Here is a 26,195-nt window from a genome sequence, read left to right on the forward strand (position 1 = left end):
TGGCACCGTTCGGGCATGAGGTGCCGGGGAGGGCGTGGGATTCGCGCCGGAACCCGGTACGCTAGTGCCCGGCGGTGCGCACAGTGCCGTCGAGGGGCTTTAGCTCAGTTGGTAGAGCGCTGCCTTTGCAAGGCAGATGTCAGGAGTTCGAGTCTCCTAAGCTCCACAGTGGAAAAGCCGATCGGCCGCTGACCTGAATCCGGGTCAGCGGCCGATCGGCGTTGGCGGGGGCGGGCGGTCACGGCCGCCGGTCAGTGCGGCTTGCGCGGGTCGTGCGGCTTCGGGTGGTCGTCGCCGGGGCCGGGCTTGCCGGGCGTCGGGCCGGGCTCGGGGGCGCCGGTGCCGGCCTCGTCACGGGCCGTGGCGGCGTCGGAGGTGCCGCCGGAGGCCGGCCCGGCCGTGGAGCCGTTCACCAGGGTGTCGGCCCCGCCGGTGGCGTTGCTGCCGGCACTGCTGGCGGCGTGGGCGCCGGAGTGCTGGGGCGCGGTGGCGGAGCCGGTGGCCGGTGGCTCGACCAGCCACTCGGGGTTGCTGTGGTGGCGCCACCACTGCCAGGCCACGATGCCGCTGCCGATCGCCACGGCGCCGGCCACCGCCAGGCCGGTGGCCCAGCCGTTGCGGTGCTCCTTCTTGAGGTTCCGGGCGGCCAGGTCGCTGATCTCGGCGGACGTGACGTGGCCGTGCAGGGCGGTCAGCGCGGCGGCGCCGCGGGTGTGGGCCTCCTGCGCGACCGGGACGACGGTGGCGCGGGCCCCGTCGACCACGTGGGCGACCCTCGGGCCGACGGTGGTCCGGGCGTGGTCGGCCGCGTGGGCCGCGGAGAGCCGGGCGGCCAGCGCGGCCTCCTGCGCGCGGTGCAGGGCCTTGAGCGCGTTCTGCTGGGCCTCGGGCGGCAGGCTGGCGAAGGCGTGGCCGAGCTGCGTGGCGATGCGCTTGTCGTACTGGACGCGGGCATGGTGGGCGGCGTGGGCGGCCTTCGGCCCGATCGAGTCCAGGGCGGGCCCCAGGCGCTGCTTGGCGCCGTCCGCGAGGTTCACCGCGGTTTCCTTGGCGGTGGCGGCGTAGGGCGCGAGGGTGTCCCGGGTCTTGCCGGCCGTCTCACGAGCTGAGTCCAAACGGGTCACGAGTCTCTCCTCCTGGGTGGCGTCCTTTATGCACATATCCACCTGAATGCTGATCATGCATGCTTATTTGTCCCTCAGCATTCCGGGATGGGCCGTACGCGGGGCCGGCGGAGCGAAGGAGGCCGGGGAGGCGGGGGAGGCGGGGGAGACGGGGTGGAGGGGGCGGGCACCGGAGCGGGCCGTACGAGGCCGTGGACGGTGCGGGGGAGACGGCGAGCGGGGAGGCGGGGAGCGGACGAGCGGGGAGGTGCCGGGGACCGCCCGCGGCCGGGCGCGCCGCAGTACGCTGGCGATCCCGGTGGTACCCCGTTCGGCGGGGCGTCGCCGGGATCGTGTAGCAGGCGTGCGAGAAGGGGAAACCGCTGATGCTCCCGGACGAGCCCAGGCCGCCGACGGACCGGACCCCGGGGCCCGAGGGCGGGGCCGGCCCGGCGCGCTGCTACCGGCACCCCGAGCAGGAGACCGGGATCGGCTGTTCCCGGTGCGGCCGGCCGATCTGCCCGCAGTGCATGGTGAACGCATCGGTCGGCTTCCACTGCCCGGAGTGCGTCCACGGCGCCCAGCGGGAGGTGCGGCAGGCGACGACCCGGTTCGGCGGGCAGCTGACCGCGGACGGTGCGCTGGTCACCAAGGCCCTGGTCGGGATCAACCTGGTGGTCTTCGTCCTCGCGGCCTACGTGCTCGAGCCGTGGCTGTCCGAGGACCTCTCGCTGTTCAGCGTGGGCCCGCAGATCACCGGCTTCCCGTACGGCGTCGCGGCCGGGCCGGACCAGTGGTACCGACTGCTGACCGCGACCTTCCTCCACATCGAGCCCTGGCACATCGCCACCAACATGGTGATGCTGTGGGTGATCGGCCCGACGTTGGAGATGGCGCTCGGCCGGCTCCGCTTCCTGGCCGTCTACCTGCTCTCCGGTCTGGCCGGCAGCGCCTTCGCCTTCCTGCTGGCCGGCGGCTTCATGAACTCGCTGGGGGCCTCCGGCGCCATCTTCGGCCTGCTCGGCGCCACCGTGGTGATGTACAAGCGGGTCAGGGCGCCGCTCGGCCCCGTGGTCGCGCTGCTGGTCTTCAACCTGATCGTCACCTTCTCGGTGACCGGCATCGACTGGCGCGCGCACATCGGCGGGCTGGTCGCCGGGACGCTGACCGCGATCGGGCTGATGTACGCCCCCCGGGAGCGCCGGGTGCCGGTCCAGACGCTGACGGTGGTCGCGGTGGCGGGCCTGGTCCTGCTGATGGTCCTGGTCGGGATGGCCCGCTACGGCGGGTGACGCATCCGGACGTTTGTCCACAGCGGGTGGGGAGTAGTGCACAGCCAGTTGGGCTACCGCCCTGTGGACCCCTGTTCTACGCGTGTCCCGCTGCGGCTGTTCGGCATTCGGGGGATGGCGTGCGGGGGCGTGGAAAGCGCGCCGGGCGTGAGTTATCCACAGGCGGTGGGGACTTTTCCCCAGTGTGGATAACCATGTGGATAAGCGCGATAAGCGGGATAACCGACGGCGAACTCCACGGAGCCGATCCGCACCACCGCGTCCGGGCGCGCCACAGCGCCGTCCCGGGCGGAACTCGCCCGGGACGGCGGAATGCGCTCAGGGCTGGAGCCCCGGCGTCACTTCCACTGGGTGGAGACGCCGAACCCCGCCGCGATGAAGCCGAAGCCCACCAGGATGTTCCAGTTGTGCCAGCTCTCGACCGGCCAGCTGCCACTGGTCACGTAGTAGGTGACGATCCACACCAGTCCGACCAGGAACAGGGCCAGCATCAAGGGGGCCACCCAGCTGCGGCCCGTGCTGATCTTCACCGCGGCGGCCGTGGTCGGCGGCGTGTAATCGGACTTCTTGCGGAGTCGAGACTTCGGCACGAGGAGCTCTCCTGTCGATGCGCTGTGAGACCGCGCAGGGGTTCACCGGGGGGTCGGGCGGCCGGCAGTGGCGGTTGTGGAGAACGCTATGGGGACCGCCCCCGCACGTGCCACCGGCGTCCGTTAGCGTAGTGGTTCGGCGGGTCCGAAGGAGATAAGGGTACGGTGACTAATTTGTCGATTCCCCCTCGGCCGGGCCGTACCCGCGCCTCCGGCACCCGAATTGTCGGCCGTGCCCTGACCTGCGCGGTTTTCGCGCTCGCCGGGCTGCTCTTCTACATCAGCGCGCAGACCGCCCGCGGGACCGACCTGCGCACCGACAACTCGCTGCTCAGCCTCAGCGACGTGATACGCCAGCGCAGCGCGCAGAACCAGCAGTCGCAGGCGCAGCTCGCCGACCTCCAGGCCCGCTCGCAGGAGCTCACCGAGCAGCAGGGCGGCAGTCCGGCCGAGGTCTCCCGGCAGGACGCGCTCCGGCAGGGCGCCGCGCTGGAGCCGTTGCAGGGGCCCGGCCTGACCGTCACCCTCAACGACGCCCCGCCCAACGCCACCGCGCGCATCCCCGGGGTACCCGAGCCCGGCGTCAACGACCTGGTCATCCACCAGCAGGACATCCAGGCGGTGGTCAACGCGCTCTGGCGCGGCGGCGCGGAGGGCGTGCAGGTGATGGACCAGCGGCTGATCTCCACCAGCGCCGTCCGCTGCGTCGGCAACACCCTGCTGCTGCAAGGACGGGTCTACTCGCCGCCCTACGTGGTCAAGGCGGTCGGGAAGACCGACGGGCTGCGGACGGCGGTGGAGACGGACCCGACCATCCGCAACTACCTGCAGTACGTGCAGGCTTACGGGCTGGGCTGGAAGGTCCAGGAGAGCGGCGACCTCACCGTGCCGGGCTACTCCGGCACCGCCGACCTGCGTTCGGCGACCGGCCAGTAGCGGGGCGGCCTGCGGCGGGCCGCCGGGAGCGGGCGGCCGGCGGTGGTCGCGCCGTCGCGGGCGGGGCCGGCGGCGGGCGGCAACGGCCGGGCGGCGACGGGCCGGTGCCACTGTGGGAAGCCCGCCCCGCGGCCGCGGATCACGGGTCTACTCTTGTCCCCAGTCTGTTACGTCGAGGGAGCACCATGTACGGCTGGATCTGGCGTCACCTCCCGGGGAACTCCCTGGTCCGGGCCTTCATCTCGCTGCTCCTCGTCGTGGGGCTGGTCTACCTCCTCTTCACGTACGTCTTCCCGTGGGCGGAACCGCTGCTCCCCTTCGGTGACGTCACAGTGGACGGCGGCGACGGCGCCGCCGGCTGACCGGCGGCCCTGCTCCTCCTCCCAGCCCCCGCATCCCACGGAGATAGCGCGCGAATGACCACCCAGCCGACCCCGCCCCGCATCCTGGTCGTCGACAACTACGACAGCTTCGTCTTCAACCTGGTCCAGTACCTCTACCAGCTCGGCGCCACCTGCGAGGTGGTGCGCAACGACGAGGTGACGGTCGAGCACGCGGTGCGCCGTGACGGGGCGACGGGCTTCGACGGGGTGCTGCTCTCCCCCGGGCCCGGTGCGCCGGAGGAGGCCGGGGTCTGCATCGAGATGGTCCACCACTGCGCGGCGATCGGGCTGCCGGTCTTCGGCGTCTGTCTCGGTCTGCAGTCGATCGCGGTCGCGTACGGCGCGGTGGTCGGCCGGGCGCCCGAGCTGCTGCACGGCAAGACCTCGCTGGTCGAGCACGAGGACGGCGGGGTCTTCGAGGGCCTGGCCTCGCCGCTCACCGCGACCCGCTACCACTCGCTGGCGGTCGAGCCCGCCACCGTGCCGGACGAGCTGGTGGTCACCGCCCGGACCGAGAGCGGCGTGATCATGGGGCTGCGCCACCGCGAGCTGCCGGTCGAGGGCGTGCAGTTCCACCCGGAGTCGGTGCTCACCGAGGGCGGGCACCGGATGCTCGCCAACTGGCTGGCCGAGTGCGGCGATCCGCTGGCCGTCGGCCGTTCGGCCGGGCTCGCCCCGGTGATCGGCCGGGGCTGAGCCGCGTGACCGCGGTGCGTCCGGAGGGGCGTTACCAGTCGGGGTCCGGCCCGCACGAGGGCGACCGGTACGGCTACGGCCAGGGCCCGCAGAACGGCCAGAGCGGCCAGTACGGTCAGACCGAGCGGTACGGCCGGAGTGGCCAGAACGGCCAGTACGACCCGTACCAGGCGCAGCAGTTCCCGCAGGGCGGGGCCGTCCCCGGCCGGCCGGGCCACCCGGCGCAGGGCGGGGCCGAGGACGCCTGGGGCGTCTACGAGCAGGCCGAACCTCCCCGGCAGCCCCACGGGCCCCGGCAGGGCGGCTCAGGCGCCCCTGACGGCCCTGGCGGCGCCGGGGGCCCCGGTGTCCCGGACCAGCCCGAGTACCCCTGGCTGGCCGACCAGACCCTTCAGCTGCGCCTCCTGCCGGCCGCCGTCGGTGCGGACGCGCCGCCGGTCGGCGGCCGGGCGGAACGGCGCCGGGCCGCGCAGGGCCGGATGTCGGTGCGCTCGGGCGGCGGGCGCCGCCGGGCGAGCGGCCGGGCCGCGGCCGGAGGGCCCGCGCGGCCCAAGGAGTCGGTGGCCGTGGTGGCCGCCCGGTTCGTCGGCGAGCTCTGCATCACGCTCGGCCTGGTGATGCTGCTGTTCGTCTCCTACCAGCTCTGGTGGACCAACGTGCAGGCGGACGCGGCCGCCGACGGCGCCCGCAACCAGCTGGAGCAGCAGTTCGGCGCCGCCCAGCCGGCGCCCGGTGCGTCCGGGCCGCCGGCGCCGGATCCGGCCAAGCCTGAGACCTTCGAGCCCGGCAAGGGCTTCGCGATCATCCACCTGCCGAAGCTGGGCCTGAAGTTCCCGATCGCCGAGGGCACCTCCAAGCCGGCGGTGCTCGACAAGGGCCTGGTCGGCCACTACACGGGCACCGGGATGCCGGCCGACAAGACCGGCAACTTCGCGCTGGCCGCGCACCGCAACACCCACGGTGAGCCGTTCCGGCACATCAACCAGCTCACCAAGGGCGACAAGATCGTGGTGGAGACCGCGACCGCGTACTACACGTACGAGGTCACCGGCGGCATCCCGGAGACCCCGCCGTCCAACGTGAGTGTGATCAAGCCGGTGCCCAACGGCTCCGGGTACGGCCAGGCCGGTCGGTACATCACCCTGACCACCTGCACCCCGGAGTTCAGTTCCAAGGCGCGCCTGATCGTCTTTGGCAAGATGATCGAGGAACGGCCGCGGAGCCAGGGCAAGCCGCCGGGACTCACGGTCGGCTAGGGCCCGAGGCAGCAGGGGTGCGGCGGACCGCCGCCGCACCCGTGGACAGGTACGAGGGGGAGCACAGTGACCCAGGACGCGACGGCGCAACCGGCGGCCGAGGAGGCCTTCCCGCCACCCCCGCCCCCGCCGGCCGGCAGGGGTCGTAGCCGTGCGCTGGCCGCCCTCGGCGTCTTCGGCGAGCTGCTGATCACCCTGGGCCTCGTGCTCGGCCTCTTCGTCGCGTACTCGCTCTGGTGGACCAACGTGCAGGCCGACGCCTCGGCGGACCGGGCCTCCGACAAGCTGCGCAGCTCCTGGGCGGCCGCCCCGGCCACCACTCCCCCGGCCGCCCCCGGCGCGACGACCGCCCCCGGTGCTCCTGCCGAGAGCGGTGCTCCCGCCGCGAGCGGCGCTCCCGCCGCGCCCGGCCCGGCCTACGGCGCGGGTGACGGGGTCGGATTCCTGTACGTCCCGGCGATGGGCAAGGACTTCCAGGTGCTGATCCGGATGGGCACCGACACCGCCACCCTGGCCGAGGGCGTCGCCGGGGTGTACGAGCAGCCGTACCGGGCGGCGATGCCCTGGGACGAGACCGGCAACTTCGCGCTGGCCGCGCACCGGGACGGCCACGGGGCGAAGTTCCACGACCTCGACGCCGTCCACAAGGGCGACGCGATCGTGGTCGAGACCAAGGACAAGTGGTACGTCTACAAGGTGGACAACACCCTGCCGGAGACCTCCAAGTACGACACCGGCATCGTGGCGCCCGTCCCCAAGGGCTCCGGCTACCAGGGCCCGGGCCGCTACATCACGCTGACCACCTGCACCCCGGTCTACACCTCGCGCTACCGGATGGCGGTCTGGGGCAGCCTGGTCCGGGCGGACGACATGGACGCCGAGCGCACTCCGCCGCCGGAGCTGCGCCACTGACCGCGCCGCAGGGCCGGAGACGCCCGAGGGCCCGTCGCAGAGGTTGCGACGGGCCCTCGGGCGGTTCCGGCCTCAGAACCAGGGGAACGGGCGGCTAGGGGGTGCCCCCTTTGGTGTTGGAGGGTGAGGGGTTGGGGGAGTCGCCCCCTTTGGTCGGCTCCGGCGGCTTCACCACCAGGGTGATCGACGTGTTCGGATCCACCTGGGTGCCCGCGGCCGGCATGGAACCCGTGACCATGCCGTTCGGGTCCTGCGAGCCGAGCAGCGTGTAGCCCAGCCCGGCCTGCTGCAGCTGCTTGATGGCGTCCTTGACCAGGACGTTCTGCAGCGGCGGGACGGTGGCCTTGTCCGGCGCCTTGTAGATGGTCAGGACGATCTTCGAGTTGGCCGGGGCCTTGCTGTTCGGCGGGACCGACTGCGAGGCGACGGTGTTGACCTTGGTCGGGTCGTTGGTCGGCGTGGTCTTCGAGGCGTCGACCTGGAAGCCGGCGCTTTCCAGCGCGGTCTGCGCGGCCTCCTTCTGCTGGCCGACCACGCCGGGGACGGTGACCTTGGTCTTGCCCTGCGAGACGGTGAGCTTGACCGGGGCGGTCGGGTCACCGGGCGCGTTGCCCGCCGGGTCCTGGGCGGTGACCGTCTCCTGGGGAGCGGTGTCGTCGTCCTTGTACTCGGTGGTGACGTTGGTGAAGCCGGCGTCGGCGAGCGCCTTGGTGGCCTGGTCCTTCGTCTTGCCGACCACGCTCGGCACGTTCGCCTTGGCCGGGCCGGAGGAGAGCTGCACCGTGATCGTGGCGGTCTCGGCGACCTGGGTGGGGGCCGCGGGGGTCTGGGTGCAGATCTGGTCCTTCTTGATGGTGGAGTCCGGGCAGGCGATCTTCTCGCCCTCGGTCACCACCAGCTTGGGACCGGCCTGCTGGGCCACGGTCCTGGCCTCGGCCAGGCTCTTGCCCACCAGGTTCGGCGCCGCGATCTTGGGCGCCTCCTTGGGGGTGTCCTTCTTGTTGTTGAACATCGCCTGGGCGACGAAGAAGGTGCCGACCAGGACCAGCACGGCGGCGACCGCCAGCACGATCCAGGACGTGTTGCTCTTCTTCGGGGGCTCCTCGCCGCGACGGCCGCCGCGGTGGCCGTCGTCGTAGCCGTCGTTGCCGCCGCCCGGGCCGCCCGCGTAGGTCTGGCCGTAGCCGTCGTCCGGGTAACCGGGCTGCTGGCCGTAACCGGGCTGGCCGCCGGCCTGCGGAAGCACCGTGGTGGGCCCGCCGGGCTGCTGCGGCAGCACGTTGGTCTGGCCGTACGGGTCGTGCTGCTGCGGGTAGCCGTTCTGGTCGTAGCCGTACCCGCCGGCGCCCATGCCGTACGCGGCGGCCTGCTGGGCGGCGGCCACCGGCAGGCCGTCGAGGAAGCGCTCGATGTCGTCGCGCATCTCGTCGGCGCTCTGGTACCGGTAGTCGCGGTCCTTGGCGAGCGCCTTCAGCACGATCGCGTCGATCTCGGGGCGCACCTCGGAGTCGAAGACGGACGGCGGCTGCGCCTCCTCCCGGACGTGCTGGTACGCCACCGCGACCGGCGAGTCGCCGACGAACGGCGGACGCACGGTCAGCAGCTCGTACAGCAGGCAGCCGGTGGAGTAGAGGTCGGAGCGGGCGTCGACCTGCTCGCCCTTGGCCTGCTCGGGGGAGAGGTACTGGGCGGTGCCGATGACGGCGGAGGTCTGCGTCATCGTCATCCCGGCGTCGCCCATCGCCCGCGCGATGCCGAAGTCCATGACCTTGACGTTGCCCTGCCGGGTCAGCATGACGTTGGCGGGCTTGATGTCGCGGTGCACGATGCCGGCCCGGTGCGAGTACTCCAGGGCCTGGAGGATGCCGATGGTCATCTCCAGCGCACGCTCCGGCAGCAGCCGGCGGCCGGAGTGCAGCAGCTCGCGCAGGGTGGACCCCTCGACGTACTCCATCACGATGTACGGGATGGAGATGCCGTCGATGTAGTCCTCGCCGGTGTCGTACACGGCGACGATGGCGGGGTGGTTCAGCGACGCCGCGGACTGTGCCTCACGACGGAAGCGGGCCTGGAAGGACGGATCGCGGGCCATGTCGGCCCGGAGCGTCTTCACTGCGACGGAACGGCCGAGCCGGGAGTCATGGGCGAGGTACACCTCGGCCATGCCGCCGCGTCCGAGGACGCCGCCGAGCTCGTACCTGCCGCCTAGGCGACGAGGCTCTTCCATAGTTCCGACCCTCTCCCTCACCCGCCGGTGAGGTTGTGACGTAGGTGTCCCCGCACGCTCTGAGTGACGCCGGCCCGGCCCCGGGTGGTTCTGCGATCAGGACCCTGTGACGCCTCGCGGGCGGCAACGGGCACACCCGCTGCTTGCGGATACGCTACCGGTCGCACGGCGCCGGACCGGAGCCGCCCGTCGGCCGATACCAGACCGGTATCCGGACGGGGGTGCCGATCGTGACATTCCACTCACCCGTGACGCCGCCCCCTACTTGCCGAGGGCGGCCTGCATGACCGCCTTGGCGATGGGCGCGGCCAGCCGGCCGCCGCTGATGCCGTCACGGTTGTTGGAGCCGTCCTCGACCACGACCGCCACCGCGACGGACTGGCCGTCGGCGGTCTTGGCGTACGAGGTGAACCAGGCGAACGGCAGGCCGGCGTTGTCCTCGCCGTGCTGCGCGGTACCGGTCTTGCCGCCCACGGTCAGGCCCGGGATCCTGGCGTTCTTGCCGGTGCCGTTCTCGACCACCGAGACCATCATGTCCTGCAGCTTCTGCGCGGTGGCGGGGCTCATCGCCTGGGAGAACTGCTTCTCGGTGTGCTTGGAGATGGTGGTCAGCGAGGCCGAGCGCTCCTGGTCGATCAGGTACGGCTGCATCAGCGAGCCGTTGTTGGCGATCGCGGCGGAGACCATGGCCATCTGCAGCGGGGTGGCCCGGGTGTCGTGCTGGCCGATCGAGTCCAGCGCGACCCCGTCCGGGGTGGAGTCGGTCGGGAAGACGCTCTTCTCGGAGCGGACCGGGGTGTCCACCGTGCTGTTGAAGCCGAACTTCTCGGCCTGGGCCCGCATCTTCTCCTTGCCGAGCTCGGCGCCGATCTTCCCGTAGACGGTGTTGCAGGACCAGTCCATGGCGACCTTGAGCGTGGCGTTCTCGCAGGGCTCGTTGTCGCTCTCGTTCTTGAGCTCGGTCTTGGTGCCCGGCAGGACGTACGGCTTCGGGGTCTGGGTCTGGTCGTCGATGCCCTGGAACACGCCGTTCTCGAACGCCGCCGCCGCGGTGACCAGCTTGAACGTCGAACCGGGCGGGTACGTCTCGCGCAGCGCGCGGTTGAGAAGCGGCTTGTTCGGGTCGTTGAGCAGGTCGTTGTAGGCCTTGGAGTCGGACGACTCGAAGCCGGCGAAGGTGCTGGGGTCGTAGGACGGGGTGGAGACCAGCGCCAGGATCGCCCCGGTGCGCGGGTCGATCGCCGCCACCGCGCCCTTCTTGCCGGCGAGGCCGTCGAAGGCGGCCTTCTGGGCCTTGGCGTTGATCGTCGTGAGGACGTCGCCGCCCTTCTTCTGCTCCCCGGTCAGCATGTCCAGGGTGTTGCGGAAGAACAGCCGGTCGTCGGTGCCGGAGAGGAAGTCGTCCTCCAGGCCCTCGAGACCGGTGTTCTGGAACGCCGAGGTGTAACCGGTGACCGGGGCGTAGAGCTGCCCGTCCGTGTAGGAGCGCTTGTACTTGAAGCGCAGGCCGTTCACGAAGTCGGACTGGGTGACCGGCTGCCCGCCGACGACGATGTTGCCGCGCGGGTGTGCGTACCGGTCGTAGACCTGGCGCTTGTTGTTCTTGTTGGTGGCCCAGGCGTCGGCCTGGACCCCCTGCACCCAGTTGGTGCGCACCATCAGGGCCAGGATCAGGACGAGGCAGAAGATCGAGACCCGGCGGATCGGCTTGTTCACGAGGCGGTTCCCCCCTGGGTCTCGGTGGCCGGGGCCGGTTCCGCCCCGGGGCGGCGGGCGCTGTCGCTGATCTTCAGCAGGATCGCGACCAGGGCCCAGTTGGCGACCACCGAGGACCCGCCCTGGGCGAGGAACGGCATGGTCATACCGGTCAGCGGGATCAGGCCGGTGACGCCGCCGGCCACCACGAAGACCTGGAGCGCCATGGCCGAGGAGAGGCCGACGGCGAACAGCTTGCCGAACGGGTCACGGGCGGCGACCGCGGTGCGCAGGCCGCGCTGGACCAGCAGGGCGTAGAGCATGAAGATCGCCATCAGGCCGGTGAGCCCGAGCTCCTCGCCGAACGAGCCGAGGATGAAGTCGCTCTTGGCGGCGAAGTCGATCAGCCAGGAGCGACCCTGGCCGAGGCCGGAGCCGGTGACCCCGCCGGAGCCCAGTGCCATCAGCGACTGGCCGATCTGTTCGGTCGAGCCCGGTGGCGGTTTGGGCCCGAAGGCGGCCATCGGGTCGAGCCAGGCGTCGATGCGGACCTTGACGTGGCTCGCGGTGGAGGCCACCGCGACGGCGCCGCCGACGGACATCAGCAGGCCGAAGACGATCCAGCTGGTGCGCTCCGTGGCGACGTAGAGCATCACCACGAAGAGGCCGAAGTACAGGAAGGACGAGCCGAGGTCGTTCTCGAAGATCAGGATCAGCAGGCTGAGCAGCCAGATCACGATGATCGGTCCGAGGTCGCGGCCGCGCGGCAGGTAGAGGCCCATGAACCGCCGGCTGGCCAGCGCCAGGGCGTCCCGCTTCACCATCAGGTAGCCGGCGAAGAAGACGGTCAGGATGATCTTGGCGAACTCGCCGGGCTGGATCGAGAAGGCGCCCATCCGGATCCAGATCTTGGCGCCGAAGTCCTCCTTGCGGGCCGGGAAGAAGGCCGGCGCCGCGAGCAGCACCAGGGCCGCCGCCATCGAGATGTAGGTGTAGCGCTGGAGGACCCGGTGGTCCTTCAGGAAGATCATCACGAAGATGAAGAACGCGACCCCGAGGCCCGACCACATCAGCTGGTTGGCGGCCGCGGGGTAGTTGTTGTGCAGCAGCTTCCCGGCCTTGTCGAGCCGCCAGATCATCACCACGCCGAGCCCGTTGAGCAGGGTGGCGATCGGCAGCATCAGCGGGTCCGCGTACGGCGCGAAGCGGCGCATCAGCAGGTGCGCGATCAGCGCGAGCGCGCCCATGCCGAGGCCGTAGCCGAGCATGCCGGCGGGCAGCGAGTCGTCCATCGCCAGGCCCACGTTGGCGTACGCCAGGACCGGCAGCACCACCGCGAAGGCCAGCATCGCCAGCTCGGTGTTGCGCCGGTTGGGCGTGCCCTGGGGGGAGATGGTGGTGTTGCCCCGGCGCCGGGAGGAGGCGCGGTCGGCCGGCACGTTCCCGGCCCGGCTGTTCGCGCCGTTGCTCACATCAGACGTACTCATGCTCCCACCTCGCTCCGCTCGGCAGGGGCAGTCGCCCGCACAGGCCCTTCGACGGTTCGCTCGCTTCGCTGTCTCACTTCGTGGCCGCTCCCTGACGGCCGGCAGGCCCGCTCCGGGCGGGCCTATGTCGGGTCGCGGCCGTCACGGCTTCGGGCAGGAGTCGGCCTTCTGCCGCTCCTCGTCGCTGAAGCCGGGCAGGTCGTTCTGCGGCCCGGTGGCCGGGGCGGCGGCGCTCTGGCTGGGAGCCGCCGTACTCGGGGTCTGGGTCGGGGTCGGGGTGGTGGGGGCTGCGCTGGGCGCGACCGCCGCCGGGCCCCGGTTGGTCGCCGCCGGGCTGGGCGAGGTGGCCGTCACGAACCCGACGTGCGACACCGCCGCGGCGGGCGCGGTGCCCGGCTGCCCGGCGGCGGGGGTGCCCGCCGGCTGGTTGGCGGCGTTGGCCCGGGTCTCCGCGACCCGGTGGCAGAACGCGGCCTGCTCGCTCAGCTTCTTCACCTTGTCGCCGGCGTCGCCGAGGCTGCTGGCGGAGATGGTGTTGGCGACGAGGGTGCGCTGGTCCTGCGGCAGGTACTTGAGTTCGACGTCCTTGTACGAGGTGTGCACCGAGGACAGGCTCAGGCCGGCCAGGCTCTGGTTGAGGCCCTGGTATACGGCGACGTGGTCGCCGTCCGCGCCGACGTAGTACTGGTCCTGGGTCCACTGGTAGCCGAAGAAGCCGGCGCCGCCGAGCAGGCCCAGGGTGACCAGCGCGACCAGCGAGAGCTTGAGCGCCTTGCCCTTGCGCTTCGGCTGCTCCTCGTCGAACTCCTCGGTGCCGTAGACCGGCGGCTCGCCCGCGTCGTAGCCCTCGGCCGGGCCGAAGCCGGCCGGGGCGGCGCCGTAGCCGGCGTCGTAGCCCTCGGCGGGGCCGAAGGCGCCCTGCGGGGAGCGCCCGAGGCCGGCCGCCCGGCCGGCCGGGGTGTCCCGGATCGACTGGTCGGCGGCGGCCGAGGACGGCGGGGTCTCGGCGACCGCGCCGACGACCACCGGGACGTCGTTGAACTGGCCGCTCAGGGTGTCCGTGGCGCCGACGTCGATGACGTCCGCCACGATGCAGGTGATGTTGTCCGGACCGCCGCCGCGCAGCGCGAGCTGGATCAGCTCCTGCACGGTCTGCTCGGGGGAGTAGAAGCTCCCGAGGGTGTCCTGGAGGGTCTGGTGGCTGACCGGGCCCGAGAGGCCGTCGGAGCAGATCAGGTAGCGGTCGCCGGCCCGGACCTCGCGGATCGACAGGTCGGGCTCGACCTGGCCGCGGCCGTCCAGCGCCCGCATCAGCAGCGAGCGCTGCGGGTGGGTCTCGGCCTCCTCGGGCGTGATCCGGCCCTCGTCGACCAGCCGCTGCACCCAGGTGTGGTCCTGGGTGATCTGTACCAGCGAGCCGTCCCGCAGCAGGTAGGCGCGCGAGTCGCCGACGTGCACCAGGCCCATCCGCTGCCCGGTCCAGAGCATCGCGGTGAGGGTGCAGCCCATGCCCTCCAGCTGCGGGTCCTCCTCGACCATCTGCCGGAGGCGGTCGTTGGCACCCTGGACGGCTTCGCCGAGCAGGGTCAGCAGGTCGGCGCCGGGCACGTCCTCGTCCAACCGGACGATCGAGCCGAGCACCTCGGAGGACGCGACCTCGCCGGCCGCGGCGCCGCCCATGCCGTCGGCCACGGCCAGCAGCCGTGGCCCGGCATAGCCGGAGTCCTCGTTACCCTCCCGGATCAGCCCCTTGTGGGAGCCGGCGGCGAAGCGCAGCACCAGGGTCATGCGACCTGAGCCCCCCTCTGGGTCATGGACGGGATGCTGTCCCTCATGCGCTACTACTTCCGCAGTTCGATGACGGTCCTGCCGATACGGATCGGCATGCCCGGCTGGAGTGGCGTCGGCGCCGTCAGGCGCTGCCGGTCCAGATAGGTGCCGTTGGTGGAGCCTAGATCCTCGACCGTCCACTGCCCAGTCTGATCCGGATAGATCCTGGCATGCCGGGAGGACGCGTAGTCGTCGTCCAGCACGATGGTGGAGTCGTGAGCGCGGCCCAGCGTGATGGTCTGGCCCTGCAGCGCAACGGTCGTGCCGGCCAGCGAGCCCGCCACCACGACCAGCTGGGTCGGGGCACCGCGGCGGCGCCCGCCGCCCTGGGTCTGCTGGACAGCGGGGGCGCCGGACGGGCCCTGTGGGGCGCGCCCGGGCGCGGGAGCCGGCGCAGCGGCCGCCGCGGCGGCGCCGCCACGGCGGGAGGAACGGGGGTTCACCCGCGTCCCGAACAGGTCACTGCGGATCACCTGGACCGCGACGATGACGAACAGCCACAGTACGGCGAGGAAGCCCAGCCGCATGACCGTGAGGGTCAGTTCTGACATGGCCGGCCCGCCCGTGAGTGAGCGAAGCGAGCGAACAAATCGGACACTACCCTTCGACCTGTCGGTAGACGATGGTGGTGGAGCCCACGACGATTCGAGAGCCGTCGCGGAGCGTAGCGCGCTGGGTGTGCTGTCCGTCCACCACGATGCCGTTGGTGGACCCCAGGTCGAGCACCATCGAGGGCGTTCCGGGACGGATCTCGGCGTGCTTGCGGGAGACCCCGGGGTCGTCGATCCGCACGTCGGCCTCGGTGGAGCGGCCGAGCACGCAGGCGTTCCCGGTGATCTGGTGGCGGGCGCCGTTCACCTCGATCCAGCGGCGGACCGAGGTGCCGTGGCCGGCACCGGGGAACGGGCGGACGTTGCCGCCGGCGGGAGCGGGCTGGCCCGGGGGCATGGCGGGGGGCGCGGCCGGCGGCGGGGGCGCACCGTACTGGGCGGCGCCCTGCTGCTGCCACGGTGCGCCGGGGGCCGGGGCGGCCGGCGGGCGGCCGTAGCCGCCCGGGGCGGGCTGCGCCGGGGCCTGCTGCTGCGGCTCCTCGGAGGCCAGCGTGCGGCTGCGCACCCGGTACAGACCGGTGTCCAGGTCGTCGGCCTTCTCCAGGTTCACCTGGAGCGGGCCCATGAAGGAGTACCGCTGGGCCTCCGCGTACTCGCGGACCATTCCGGCGAGCTCGGTGCCCAGCTGGCCGGAGTAGGGGCTCAGGCGCTCGAAGTCGTGCGGGCTCAGCTCGACGATGAAGTCGTTGGGCACGACCGTGCGGTCGCGGTTCCAGATGCTCGCGTTGTTGTCGCACTCACGCTGCAGAGCGCCGGCGATCTCCACGGGCTGGACCTCGGACTTGAACACCTTGGCGAAGGTGCCGTTGACGAGACCCTCAAGTCGCTGCTCGAACTTCTTCAGCACTCCCATGGGGCACCCCCTTCCAGGGTTCGTTCGCCTGCCTGCCGACCGGATCCCGGGGGAGAGCCGGTGACGCCTACTTGCGGTACTTCCGTACTGATCGTATCCACGCCGGGGCCATCCGTACGGTTCCCCGACCGAGTGGTGACCGCAGGTGGGATCGGACACACAGGGTGACGCATCCCGGCGGCAGCATGCCAGGGCTACCCGCCGGAGGGGGCTGCCATCCCTCGCTCGCCTGTTCGCCGGGCATCCGTTCGGATGCGCTCGGCCTCCCCGGGAAACGGATTCGGAGGTGACCCGCAGGTCGTGCTACTGTTTTCCACGTCGGAAGGGGCGCCCGCAAGGGAGCCGGATCGAAGAACCGCGAAGGCCACATGGTACCGAGCGGGTCGGCTGATCGGCTGGCAACCACGACAAACACCCATGCGCGGGTGGCGGAATAGGCAGACGCGCTGGATTCAGGTTCCAGTGCCCGAAAGGGCGTGGGGGTTCAACTCCCCCCTCGCGCACAGCGAAGCCCCGCAGATCTTCGGATCTGCGGGGCTTTCTCGTTCCCCGGAGAGTCCCACCCGGGCCGCCCCGAGCGGGCCGCCACCGTGCGGCCCCCGGTGGCGGTGGCTTCACCCGCGGGCGGCGGGGAGGTCGGCGCGGACCTCGAAGCCGCCGTCGGCGGTCGGGCCGGCCGACAGGGTGCCGCCGAGCAGCTGGGCGCGCTCGCGCAGGCCGACCAGGCCGTGGCCGCCGCCGGGCAGGGTCTCGGCGGGCCGGACCGGCGGGGCGTCGTTGCGGACCTCCACCCGCAGCCGGTGGCCGCGGGCCCGGACCTTCACGTGCACGGCGGCGTCCGGGGCGTACTTGGTGATGTTGGTGAGCGCCTCCTGCACGGTGCGGTAGGCGGCCCGTTCGACCGCCTCCGGCCACGGTCGGTCACCGGGGGACAGCTCGGCCTCGGCGGCCAGGCCGCTCTCCTCGATCAGGCGGGTCAGGTCGGCCAGCCGGGGCTGCGGGGCCAGCGGGGCGTCCCCGCGCGTGCCGGCGGCGCGCAGCACCCCGACCATCTGGCGCAGCTCGTCGAGGGTGCGCACGGAGAGCTCCCGGATGGTCCGGGCGGTGGCCGCGGCGGCCGGGTCGGCGGTGCTGACCTGGAGTGCGCCGGCCTGGATGCTGATCAGGCTGACCTGGTGGGAGACCACGTCGTGCATCTCCCGGGCGAGGCGGCCGCGCTCGGTGATCAGCACCCGCTCGGCGAGCAGCCGGCTCTCCCGCTCCTGGCCCCGGGTCAGCTCGTCCAGCCGGGTCGCCAGCTCCCGCCTGGTCCGCGCGAGCATGCCGGTGGCGGCCGGGCCGGCGGCCAGCATCACGGACTGGATGGCGTACAGCGCGGTGTCCCGGCTGAGGGCGAAGCTCTGTTCGGAGATCGGCCAGTGGAAGAACTCGACCAGGGCGAAGAGGGTCGCGCACGGCACCACCACGCGCGGGCTGGAGCGCTCGGCGGCCACCGTGTAGACGGCGGTGATCGGGGCGAGCCAGATGTCGTCGATGTAGCTGCCGGGCATGGTCAGCAGCAGCACGGTGACCGGGAAGCGCCGGCGCCAGAGCAGGACGACGGCGGCGAGCGTGGAGAGCGCCACCTGCCACCAGGGCGCGTCCCGGGCCACCAGCGCGGCGTCCACCAGGGAGTAGAGGGTGGGCAGCAGCAGCATCAGCCAGGGTGCGGTGAACCAGGCCGGGGTGCGTCTGGCGGGGGCCGGCTCGGCGGTCATGCCCCGTCGCCGGGCTTGGGCCGGACCAGACCGGCCCGGTGGGCGATGACGGCGGCCTGGACCCGGTTGGCGGCGCCGAGCTTGCCGAGGATCGCGCTTATGTGGTCCTTCACGGTGCCGGTGCCGAGGAAGAGGCGGTCGGCGATCTCGGCGTTGGACAGGCCCTCGCCGAGCAGTGCCAGCACGTCGAGCTCGCGGCTGGTGAGGGTACGGGCCAGCGTGGCGGCCTCGGCGTCCGGGCCGCCGCCGTCCACGTAGCCGCCGATCACGGTGCGGGTCACGGTCGGGGAGAGGATGTTGCCGCCGGCCGCGAGCACCCGGACGGCGTGGACGAGCTGGTCCGGGGCGGTGTCCTTGAGGAGGAACCCGGCCGCGCCGGCGCGCAGCGCGGTACCGATGTACTCGTCGCTGTCGAAGGTGGTGAGCATCGCCACGGCCGGCGGCTCGGGCAGGGCGCGCAGCCGGCGCAGCACCGAGATGCCGTCCAGGTCGGGCATCCGGATGTCGAGCAGTACCACGTGCGGTCGCAGGCGCTGGACGCACTGCTCGGCCTGGCCGCCGGAGCAGTCGCCGACCACCTCCAGATCGGGCGCGGAACCGACGATGAGGCCGAGGCCGGAGCGGACCAGGATCTCGTCGTCCACGATCAGCACGCGGGTGGTGGTGATGGTCCCTCCTCGGTTCGGGCGGCCGGGCGGGCCGGTCCGTTCGGTGCAGTCTCCCTGAGCAGTTCGAGACTAGGGCGTGACGGCCCGGGGTGCCGAAACGCGCGGCGGGCGGACCCCCGCCGTTCGGCGGGGGTCGGAATCGGCAACCGGGTTCACGCAATTCTCAGCTTGGGTGGGGAACCATGGAGTTGGCTGCCCCTTTGCGGTTCCACGGCCGCGGTTCCCGGGCCGCCGGTCAGTCCGTCGGGCCCGTGCGGGCGCCCGGCGCCGGGCCGTGTGCGGATGCGCCCCACCATCTGATCGTTTGGAATTGAGCTGTGTCGTCCACTGTGAAGCCGGAGCCGTCCGCCGAGCCCAGGTCCGCCGCCCTGAGTGAGCGCTGGCGGCCGCGGGCCGCCGCGGCCACCGTCTGGTACCTGCGGCTGCTGGCTCTGCTGAACCTGGTGACGGTGCTGCTGGTGCCGTTCAAGGACCAGGTGACCGAGCACAACGAGGGCGAGTACTTCACTCCCTACCTGATGACGGCCGGCCTGAGCAGCGCGGTGCTGTCGGCGTTCCTGGCGGTCGCGATGCGGCGGCGCAAGCGGGCCGCGTGGATCTTCAACATGGCGCTGGCCGGGCTCTTCGCGGTGCTCTACCTGGTCGCCATGGTGCTCCCGGGCGAGCGGTTCAACCACCACGCGCTGAACTACATCTCCACCATGCTGACCTGCCTGTTCGTGCTGGCGCTGCTGGTCGGGCGGAAGGAGTTCACCTCCAAGGGCGACCGTTCCAACCCGAAGACGGCGGCCGCGACCTTCGTCGGCGGCCTGGTCTTCGGCGGCCTGGTCGGGGCGCTGCTGGTCTGGCTGAACAACGGCCTCACGGGCGCCGGCTTCTGGGACCTCTTCCGTTACTCGGTCGGCCGGATGATCACCATCACGCCGACCCAGCACCTGCGTTCGGTGATCGACTCGCCGACCTGGGTGGACGCCGTCATCAACTTCATGGGCGGGGCGCTGTTCCTGCTGGTGCTCTACGTGGCGTTCCGCAGCCCCAGGGACAAGGAGCTGCTGACCGAGGAGGACGAGGCGAAGCTGCGCGGGCTGCTGGACAAGCAGGGCGAGCGGGACTCGCTGGGCTACTTCGCGCTGCGCCGGGACAAGGCCGTGGTCTTCTCCCCCAGCGGCAAGGCGGCCGTGACGTACCGGGTTGTCGGTGGTGTCTCGCTCGCCTCGGGCGACCCGATCGGGGACCCGGAGGCCTGGCCCGGCGCGATCGACGCGTGGCTGGCCGAGGCCCGCGAGCACGCCTGGGCGCCGGCCGTGATGGGCGCCTCCGAGGAGGCCGGGGTGATCTACGCCCGGCACGGGCTGGACGCGCTGGAGCTGGGCGACGAGGCGATCGTCGAGCTGGACGAGTTCTCGCTGGACGGCCGGGCGATGCGGGTGGTGCGCCAGGCCTACAACCGGGTCAAGCGGGCCGGCTACACCGTGCGGATCCGCCGCCACGAGTCCATTCCCGAGTCGGAGATGGCCGACCTGGTGGCCAAGGCCGACCAGTGGCGCGACGGGGCGACCGAGCGCGGCTTCTCGATGGCGCTCGGCCGGCTCGGCGACCCGGGCGACGGGCGCTGCGTGATGCTGGAGTGCCACGACGGGGACGGCGAGCTGAAGGCGCTGCTGAGCTTCGTGCCGTGGGGGGCGGACGGACTGTCGCTGGATCTGATGCGCCGGGCCCGGGACACCGAGAACGGCCTGATGGAGTTCATGGTGATCGAACTTCTCCAGCGGGCGGACGAGGTCGGACTGGCCCGGGTGTCGTTGAACTTCGCGATGTTCCGTTCCGTTTTCGAGCGTGGTTCACGGCTCGGTGCGGGGCCGGTCCTCCGGCTCTGGCGCTCGGTCCTGGGCTTCTTCTCGCGCTGGTGGCAGATCGAATCGCTGTACCGGGCCAACGCCAAGTACCGGCCGATCTGGGAGCCGCGCTACCTGCTGTTCGAGAAGAGCAGTGAGATTCCGCGGATCGGTATCGCCAGCGCGCGGGCCGAGGGCTTCATCACCGCACCGAGCCTGCCCGCCCTGTTCCGTCGTCGACACTCCGGAGCCGTGACCGCGGCTCCCCGGGTGCCGGTGGCGGCGCGGGATGGGAAGGGGTAGTCCCTCCGCCGGGGGGCGGAGGGGACCGTCGTCCGAATGGGGGTGCTTCGGGGTTATGTCTCCCCCCAGAGGATGACGGCGATCAACATTTATGCCGATGTGGATTCATTAATCGGCTTCTAATGTTGGAGTGGTCGGGAAGGCGTTCCGGCTTCGGGGATGGCTTCGGGGATTTGGAGAGACGGCTGTGATTCACAGGACCCACGCGGGGGGCGTGCGGAAGGGGCCGCTGGCTATTGCCGGTGCGGCCGCTGTCGCCGAGTGGGGAACGTTGTTCGGGGTGGTCCGTGAGCGGCTGGTGGCGAAGAAACTCGCCGCCGTTCCGCTCGCCACCTCGGCGACCGCCCTGATCCTGCTGTTCAGCGTCGTGCAGCACCTGCCGGGCGGCGAGCGGTTCGTCACCCACATCGGGGTGGTGAAGGCGGCACTGCCGCTGGACGTCTCGCTGCTGCGCACGCCGCTCTCGCTGTACGTGCCGGCGCTGGACCTCCCGGTCTGGGGAGCGCTGGCCCAGGTCTTCGTGGTCTTCGGCATCGCCGAGATCGTGCTCGGGCGGCGGCTGACCCTGGTGGTGGCCTACGCCTGCACCCTGGCCGGGACGCTGTTCGCCCGAGTGGGCGTGGCGATCGGGCCGCACCACATGTTCGGCTTCCCGAAGTGGGTGGCGTACGTCCGCGACACCGGCCCCTCGGCGGCCGTGGTGGCTCTGGCGATCTGCATCGCGTTCCGCTGCCGGGCGTGGTTCACGGCCGGGCTGGTGACGGCGCTGATGGTCGGCGAGGCGGTCATCCTGCCGAACCTGGCGGGCCTGGAGCACGTCGTCGCAGTGATCAGCGCGCTGCTGATCGCCGTCTCGGTGGAGGTCTTCGGGGACTTCTGGCCACGGGTCCTGGCCGGGGTGGGGGCGGCGACCTCCGTGGCCGCGGCGGCCTCGATCGAGGTGGCGGCGGAGGCCCGGCGGCGGACGCCCGCAGGCGCGGCCCTGCCGTAACCCGCCCGCACGCCTCTTTGGGGGCGCCCGGATCCGGTGGTGAGAGCCGGCCCGACCGCCGGGCCCACCCTCCGGCCCGGAGCGGTGACTCGCGCGACGGCGCCCGGTACCCCCGGGGGCGGGCCGGAGCCCGCACCCGGTGACGGCGGTCAGCCGCCGGGCGGGGCCGGCGGCAGCGGCAGCTCGAACCAGACCACCTTGCCGACCGCCTTGCGGGCCGTACCCCAGCGCTCGGCCAGCTTGGTGACCAGGGTGAGACCGCGGCCGGTCTCGCCGAGCTGCTCGGCCGGCTCCAGCGACGGCAGGTTGTGGTTGTCGTCGCTGACCTCGACCAGCAGCTTGTCCACCCGGATCAGCTGGAGCTGGACGCGGTCCCGGGCGACCCGGACGGCGTTCGTCACCAGCTCGCTGACCAGCAGCTCGGTGGTGTCGGCGAGCGCCTCCAGGTGCCAGCCGGCCAGCTGCTCGCGCACGAGCGCGCGGGCCCGGCGGACCTCGCGGTGGTCCACGGTGAGGTCCCAGGTGGCCACCTCGGTCGGTGCGACCCCGTCGAAGCGGGCCACCAGCAGGGCGACGTCGTCCTTGCGGTCGTCCGAGTGCAGCCGCTCCAGCACCACGTCGCAGGCCTGCTCGGGGCTCTGCTGAGGGTCGATCAGGTTGCCGCAGAGCGCGGCCAGCCCGGCTCCTATGTCCCCGCCCCGGACCTCGACCAGGCCGTCGGTGCAGAGCACCAGCATCGAGCCGTCGGTGACCTCGATGGTCTTGGCGACGAAGGGCACCCCGCCGACGCCGATCGGCGCGCCGGCCGGGATCTCCAGCAGCTCGCCGCGGCCGTCCGGGTGCACCAGTACCGGGGGGACGTGGCCGGCGCTGGCCAGCTCGCACGTCCGGTTGATCGGGTCGTAGACCGCGTACAGACAGGTCGCGAGATGGTCGTCGCCGAGCTTGTGGGCCAGGTTGTCCAGATGGCGCAGCAGCTGGCCGGGCGGCAGGTCGAGGGCGGCGAGGGTCTGCATGGCGGTGCGGAAGCGGCCCATCGCGGCGGCGGAGTGCAGGCCGTGACCCATCACGTCGCCGACGACCAGGGCGACCCGGCTGCCGGGGAGCTGGATCGCGTCGAACCAGTCCCCGCCGACCTCGGCCTTGGAGTCGCCCGGCAGGTAGCGGTGGGCGATCTGCACGCCGGGGATCTGCGGCGGGCGGGTCGGGATCATCGACCGTTGCAGGGTGGTGGCGACCTTGGACTCGGCGCGGTGCAGCCGGGCGTTGTCCAGCGAGAGCGCGGCGCGGGCGGCCAGCTCCTTGAGGGTGGCGGCGTCGCCCTCGTCGAAGGGGGCGCGGTCGGGCAGCCGGAGCAGCTTGAGGATGCCGAGCACGGTGCCCCGGGCGGAGAGGGGCACCACCAGCATCGAGCGGCCGGAGACCACCGAGGCGAGCCGGGCGCCGCCGAGCGCGACGGCGTAGTCGACCGCGACGTCCTGGCTGACCACCGGGACCAGGACCGGCTGGTTCAGCTGGAGGGCCATGCCGGGCGGGGTGTGGCGGGGCATCGCGACCAGCGAGCCCTCGGTGAGGACGTGGTCCCACTGGCCGGCGGACTCGTTGAAGACCAGGGCGACCCGGCGCAGCATCGTGTCGTCGTCCGGCCGGGCCTCGGGCAGCTCGGAGTCGGAGATCAGGCCGTCCACCAGGTCGACGCAGGCGAAGTCGGCGACCCGGGGGACGAGCACCTGGCAGAGCTCGTGCGCGGTGAAGCCGAGGTCCAGGGTGGTGCCGACCTTGCCGCCGACCTCGTTCAGCAGCGCCAGCTGCTCACCGGCCTGGCCGTTGGTGAGGAACGGGCCGAGCCGCCCGCCGGGCGGAGCGCCGCCGTCCGCACCGGAGGGGGCGGGGACGGTCGCGGGTGGGGCCTGGTCGCCCCGACGGGCCTGGTGGCCGTTGGCGGACGACTCGACGGCGGCCTGCTCGATGGTGGCGCCTCCTCTGGGCGGGGCCGGGACGGACGGGGCCGCGGCGGGCGCGCCGCCGACGGCGCCGGCGGGTCGGGCGGGCCGCTCGGCGGTCTCACGCTGGGTGGGCAGCGGGCCGGGCGGGCGCCGACCGGGAGCGCCCTGTTCGGGCGGCGGCGGTGGGCCGAGCCGGGCGGCGCGCTGCTGGGCCGTCGGGTAGCGGCGGCCGATTCCGGCGGCCGCGTGCGCGGTGCCGGCCGGCGGGTCGGCGGGCAGCACGGGCAGCACGGTGACCGGGTCGAGCCGCAGGGCGGGGAGCCCGGCCCGGCCCAGCCCGTCGAGCAGCTGCTCCCGGTGGTCGGCGGGGCCGGCCGGCAGCATCCGGGCGAGCGGTTCGGGCACCGGGCGGCCGGGCGGGGCGAGCGCGGCGGAGAGGCGGTGGAAGCCGCCGCGGGCGGCGGGCGCGGCGGCGAACGGCAGCAGGCGCTCGCCGAGGGCCAGCCGCGGGCCGGCCGAGCGCAGCGGGCGGGCGTCGGCGGCCAGGGCCAGCAGGCCGCTGCCCGGGCCGGCCGGCCGGTAGGCCCACCAGAGCACGTCGCGCAGGTGCTCCTCGCGGTCGACGACCGGCATCCGCCCGGCCCACGGGCGGCCGTCGGCGGTCAGCGCGGCGAGGGTGTCCAGTGCGTCGCAGCGGCGGCGGGCGGTGCCGGCGGGCCCGGGGACGCCGCGTGGCTCGACGGCGGGCAGCAGCCCGGTGGCCGGGCGGTCGCGGACGACCTCGGCGCGGTGCCCGAAGAGCTCCTCGGCGGCCCGGCTCCACTGGGCGATCCGGCCCGACCGGTCGACCAGCACGAGGGCGAGCCGCACCAGGGCGACCACGCCTGACGGCTGGTCACCCGGCGCGGCCGCGGGCTCGGCGGCGGTGGCCGCCGGGCGCGGTGTGGAGTTGGGCTCGTCCACCATGGATTCGGTCTGCTCCCGCCTGGCCGCCACGCCTGGAGGCGGCCGTCTCTCTGGGGGAAGGCACGCTGTGCGGATACCAGCGAAGCATGGACAGGGCCGGGCTCGATAGCGAAACGGGGAGATTCATCAGTATCAGTTGCGTGTCACTGGGTGTGTGCCGCTCCGCACTCCTTGTCCACCCGGTCGGAGCAGCGCGTGCGAGGGTAGGGTGGGCGGCCGGGCCGCCCGGGGCGCGGGTACGCCGTACCGGGAGGGTCGCCCGCAGGGCCGGCCGGGCCGGACCGGTCCAGGCCGCGACAGGACGAGACAGAGGCGAGAAGTGACCGCGCAGATCCCCGTCCGCTGGACGGACCCGGAGCAGCAGGAGCTGGAGGAGCGGGTCGCCGCCGCCGAACTCGCCTGGCTCACCATGGACGTCGACATGCAGACGCTGCGGGTCGAGATCGACAACTTCGCCCTGATCCACCACCAGCTGCTCGGCCCGCTCTACGCCCGGCTGGACGAGCTGGACGCGCTGGTGGCCGAGACGGTGGCCGCCCGGACCGGGCGCCCGGAGGACCTCCGGCTGGCCGCCGAGGCGCGCCGGCGGGTGGACGAACTCCCCGACCTGGACGTGCTGTTCGACAGTGTGCGGGAGCAGGACGCGGCCCCGCCGCCGGCCGCTCCGGCCCGGGTGCGGCCCGGCCGGGAGGCCCAGCGGATCTACCGTGACCTCGTCCGCCGCGCCCACCCCGACCTGACCACCGACCCGGCGGAGCAGGAGCGCCGGGCCGCCTTCATCGCCCGGGTCAACGAGGCCTACGCGTACGGCGACAGCGTCGCACTGGAGGGCCTGGCCGCCGAGTGGTCCACCGCCCCCGAGGCGGCGCCCGCGCTCGACTCGCCCGACCGGCTCGGCTGGCTGCGCCGCCGGCTGGAGTGGCTCAACGCCAAGATCGCCGCGACCGCCACCGAGCAGGTCCGGCTGGAGAACACCGCGATGGGCCAGCTGCTCGCCCTCGCCCCGCAGGACCCGGACGGGCTGCTGGAGGAGCTGGCCGAGCAGCTGCTCGCCAAGGCCGCCGCCCAGCAGGCCGAGCTGGAGCGGCTCCTCGGAGCCCGGCCGGTGGGGGACAATGGCGGTGACCGGACCGAGCCCCAGGAGAGTCAGACGATGTTCGCCCAGATCCCCACCGCCGACGCCGCCTCCGTGCCCGCCGACGCCGCTCTGCTGGACGTCCGTGAGCAGGACGAATGGGACGCCGGACACGTGGACGGCGCGCTGCACATCCCGATGGGACAGCTGGTCGCGCGGATCGGCGAGCTGCCGGACGAGAAGCTGTACGTGCTCTGCCGGGTCGGCGGGCGCTCCGCACAGGTCGTCCAGTACCTGGTGCAGAACGGCCGGGACGCGGTCAACGTGGACGGCGGCATGTACGCCTGGGAGGGCGCCGGCCGTCCGATGGTGGGCAGCAACGGCCAGGACGCGTACGTCCTGTAGCGATCGATCGGGGAAGCCTGGGGGGAGCCGGAGATGCCACCGGAGACGGTCGCGCCGGCGGAGGGCGGGTGGTGGCTCCGGCACGGGCCGGTGCTGGTGGTCGTGTTCGGGTTGATCATCGAGGTGGTCGCTCAGGTCACCGTCGCGACGGGCCGACCGCTGGTCGCCGTCGGGGTCGCCGCGCTCGGTTGGATCGTCGCGATGACCGCCCTGCGGGCGGTCCGGAGGCGCCGGTCGGCGATCGCCGACGCGTCCGGGGCGCACCGCGGCGACGCCGGCCCCCCGCCGCCCGCGCCGGACACGCTCCGCTGAGCCCACGGGAGTAGGGCAGGATGGGCGCGCGACCGAGCCGGGACGGACCGGCGGCGCCCGTCCGGG

Annotated in this window: 21 protein-coding genes and 2 tRNA genes; 12 read left to right on the top strand and 11 right to left on the bottom strand. The window is 72.7% G+C overall.

Annotated elements, in window-relative coordinates:
- Window positions 1-93: 93 nt before the first annotated feature.
- Window positions 94-166: transfer RNA gene (locus ACZ3YO_RS13495), tRNA-Ala, on the top strand.
- 85 nt (window positions 167-251) lie between these two features.
- On the opposite strand, the gene ACZ3YO_RS13500 is transcribed toward ACZ3YO_RS13495, so the two are convergent.
- Complete coding sequence (locus ACZ3YO_RS13500; RefSeq protein WP_465568872.1) at window positions 252-1,124, bottom strand: DUF5324 family protein; 873 nt, start codon at window positions 1,122-1,124, stop codon at window positions 252-254.
- Between the two features lie 365 nt (window positions 1,125-1,489).
- Here ACZ3YO_RS13500 and ACZ3YO_RS13505 point away from each other — a divergent pair, with 365 nt between their 5' ends.
- A complete protein-coding gene (locus tag ACZ3YO_RS13505; protein ID WP_465568873.1) occupies window positions 1,490-2,395 on the top strand; it encodes a rhomboid family intramembrane serine protease in 906 nt (301 codons plus the stop codon).
- 338 nt (window positions 2,396-2,733) lie between these two features.
- On the opposite strand, the gene crgA is transcribed toward ACZ3YO_RS13505, so the two are convergent.
- Complete coding sequence (crgA, locus tag ACZ3YO_RS13510; RefSeq protein WP_209415492.1) at window positions 2,734-2,985, bottom strand: cell division protein CrgA; 252 nt, start codon at window positions 2,983-2,985, stop codon at window positions 2,734-2,736.
- A gap of 174 nt (window positions 2,986-3,159) precedes the next feature.
- On the opposite strand from crgA, the gene ACZ3YO_RS13515 reads away from it, so the two are divergent.
- From ACZ3YO_RS13515 to ACZ3YO_RS13535, 5 genes are all read left to right on the top strand, one after another.
- Entirely contained in the window at window positions 3,160-3,921 is a 762-nt protein-coding gene (locus ACZ3YO_RS13515) for a DUF881 domain-containing protein (RefSeq protein WP_465568874.1), read from the top strand.
- Between the two features lie 185 nt (window positions 3,922-4,106).
- Window positions 4,107-4,283 (top strand): hypothetical protein, encoded by a 177-nt coding sequence (locus tag ACZ3YO_RS13520; RefSeq protein ID WP_465568876.1) that lies wholly within the window; start codon window positions 4,107-4,109, stop codon window positions 4,281-4,283.
- 54 nt (window positions 4,284-4,337) lie between these two features.
- Window positions 4,338-5,000, top strand: coding sequence for an aminodeoxychorismate/anthranilate synthase component II (locus ACZ3YO_RS13525; protein ID WP_465549166.1), 663 nt, complete (start codon window positions 4,338-4,340; stop codon window positions 4,998-5,000).
- Between the two features lie 5 nt (window positions 5,001-5,005).
- The gene (locus ACZ3YO_RS13530) at window positions 5,006-6,256 is read left to right on the top strand and encodes a class E sortase (RefSeq protein WP_465568877.1); all 1,251 of its coding nucleotides are present in this window, start codon (window positions 5,006-5,008) and stop codon (window positions 6,254-6,256) included.
- 66 nt (window positions 6,257-6,322) lie between these two features.
- Window positions 6,323-7,168, top strand: a complete 846-nt coding sequence (locus ACZ3YO_RS13535) for a class E sortase (RefSeq protein ID WP_465568879.1) — start codon at window positions 6,323-6,325, stop codon at window positions 7,166-7,168.
- Between the two features lie 94 nt (window positions 7,169-7,262).
- Here ACZ3YO_RS13535 and pknB read toward each other — a convergent pair whose 3' ends face one another.
- The 6 genes from pknB to ACZ3YO_RS13565 all read right to left on the bottom strand — a co-directional run bounded on the left by pknB (window position 7,263) and on the right by ACZ3YO_RS13565 (window position 15,871).
- Complete coding sequence (gene pknB, locus ACZ3YO_RS13540; protein WP_465568881.1) at window positions 7,263-9,395, bottom strand: Stk1 family PASTA domain-containing Ser/Thr kinase; 2,133 nt, start codon at window positions 9,393-9,395, stop codon at window positions 7,263-7,265.
- A gap of 261 nt (window positions 9,396-9,656) precedes the next feature.
- Window positions 9,657-11,111 (bottom strand): peptidoglycan D,D-transpeptidase FtsI family protein, encoded by a 1,455-nt coding sequence (locus ACZ3YO_RS13545; protein ID WP_465568883.1) that lies wholly within the window; start codon window positions 11,109-11,111, stop codon window positions 9,657-9,659.
- Window positions 11,108-12,577 (bottom strand): FtsW/RodA/SpoVE family cell cycle protein, encoded by a 1,470-nt coding sequence (locus ACZ3YO_RS13550; RefSeq protein WP_396322968.1) that lies wholly within the window; start codon window positions 12,575-12,577, stop codon window positions 11,108-11,110. The genes ACZ3YO_RS13545 and ACZ3YO_RS13550 overlap by 4 nt, the downstream gene beginning before the upstream one ends.
- A 141-nt stretch (window positions 12,578-12,718) precedes the next feature.
- Complete coding sequence (locus ACZ3YO_RS13555; protein ID WP_465568885.1) at window positions 12,719-14,365, bottom strand: PP2C family protein-serine/threonine phosphatase; 1,647 nt, start codon at window positions 14,363-14,365, stop codon at window positions 12,719-12,721.
- 53 nt (window positions 14,366-14,418) lie between these two features.
- A complete protein-coding gene (locus ACZ3YO_RS13560; protein ID WP_396322966.1) occupies window positions 14,419-14,958 on the bottom strand; it encodes an FHA domain-containing protein FhaB/FipA in 540 nt (179 codons plus the stop codon).
- Between the two features lie 46 nt (window positions 14,959-15,004).
- Window positions 15,005-15,871 carry an FhaA domain-containing protein gene (locus ACZ3YO_RS13565; protein WP_465549153.1) on the bottom strand — a complete coding sequence of 289 codons (867 nt, stop codon included), beginning with the start codon at window positions 15,869-15,871 and terminating at the stop codon, window positions 15,005-15,007.
- A 419-nt stretch (window positions 15,872-16,290) separates the two neighbouring features.
- On the opposite strand from ACZ3YO_RS13565, the gene ACZ3YO_RS13570 reads away from it, so the two are divergent.
- Window positions 16,291-16,374, top strand: a tRNA-Leu gene (locus ACZ3YO_RS13570).
- Window positions 16,375-16,485: 111 nt separating this feature from the next.
- On the opposite strand, the gene ACZ3YO_RS13575 is transcribed toward ACZ3YO_RS13570, so the two are convergent.
- Window positions 16,486-17,628: a sensor histidine kinase gene (locus tag ACZ3YO_RS13575; RefSeq protein ID WP_465568887.1), complete on the bottom strand. Its 1,143-nt coding sequence runs from the start codon at window positions 17,626-17,628 to the stop codon at window positions 16,486-16,488.
- Window positions 17,625-18,275 (bottom strand): response regulator, encoded by a 651-nt coding sequence (locus tag ACZ3YO_RS13580; protein ID WP_465569295.1) that lies wholly within the window; start codon window positions 18,273-18,275, stop codon window positions 17,625-17,627. Before ACZ3YO_RS13580 ends, ACZ3YO_RS13575 begins: the two co-directional genes overlap by 4 nt.
- Window positions 18,276-18,613: 338 nt before the next feature.
- Here ACZ3YO_RS13580 and ACZ3YO_RS13585 point away from each other — a divergent pair, with 338 nt between their 5' ends.
- Both ACZ3YO_RS13585 and ACZ3YO_RS13590 read left to right on the top strand, forming a co-directional pair.
- Window positions 18,614-20,434, top strand: coding sequence for a phosphatidylglycerol lysyltransferase domain-containing protein (locus tag ACZ3YO_RS13585; RefSeq protein ID WP_465568889.1), 1,821 nt, complete (start codon window positions 18,614-18,616; stop codon window positions 20,432-20,434).
- A 214-nt stretch (window positions 20,435-20,648) separates the two neighbouring features.
- Window positions 20,649-21,425, top strand: coding sequence for a hypothetical protein (locus ACZ3YO_RS13590; RefSeq protein WP_465568891.1), 777 nt, complete (start codon window positions 20,649-20,651; stop codon window positions 21,423-21,425).
- Window positions 21,426-21,574: 149 nt separating this feature from the next.
- Here the strand turns inward: ACZ3YO_RS13590 and ACZ3YO_RS13595 are convergent, their stop codons facing one another.
- Entirely contained in the window at window positions 21,575-24,337 is a 2,763-nt protein-coding gene (locus ACZ3YO_RS13595) for an ATP-binding SpoIIE family protein phosphatase (protein ID WP_465568893.1), read from the bottom strand.
- Window positions 24,338-24,656: 319 nt separating this feature from the next.
- Here ACZ3YO_RS13595 and ACZ3YO_RS13600 point away from each other — a divergent pair, with 319 nt between their 5' ends.
- Window positions 24,657-25,817 (top strand): rhodanese-like domain-containing protein, encoded by a 1,161-nt coding sequence (locus ACZ3YO_RS13600; RefSeq protein WP_465568895.1) that lies wholly within the window; start codon window positions 24,657-24,659, stop codon window positions 25,815-25,817.
- Between the two features lie 33 nt (window positions 25,818-25,850).
- A complete protein-coding gene (locus ACZ3YO_RS13605) occupies window positions 25,851-26,129 on the top strand; it encodes a hypothetical protein (RefSeq protein ID WP_465568896.1) in 279 nt (92 codons plus the stop codon).
- Window positions 26,130-26,195 lie beyond the last annotated feature (66 nt).

This window comes from Kitasatospora sp. NPDC022785 (assembly GCF_055561295.1).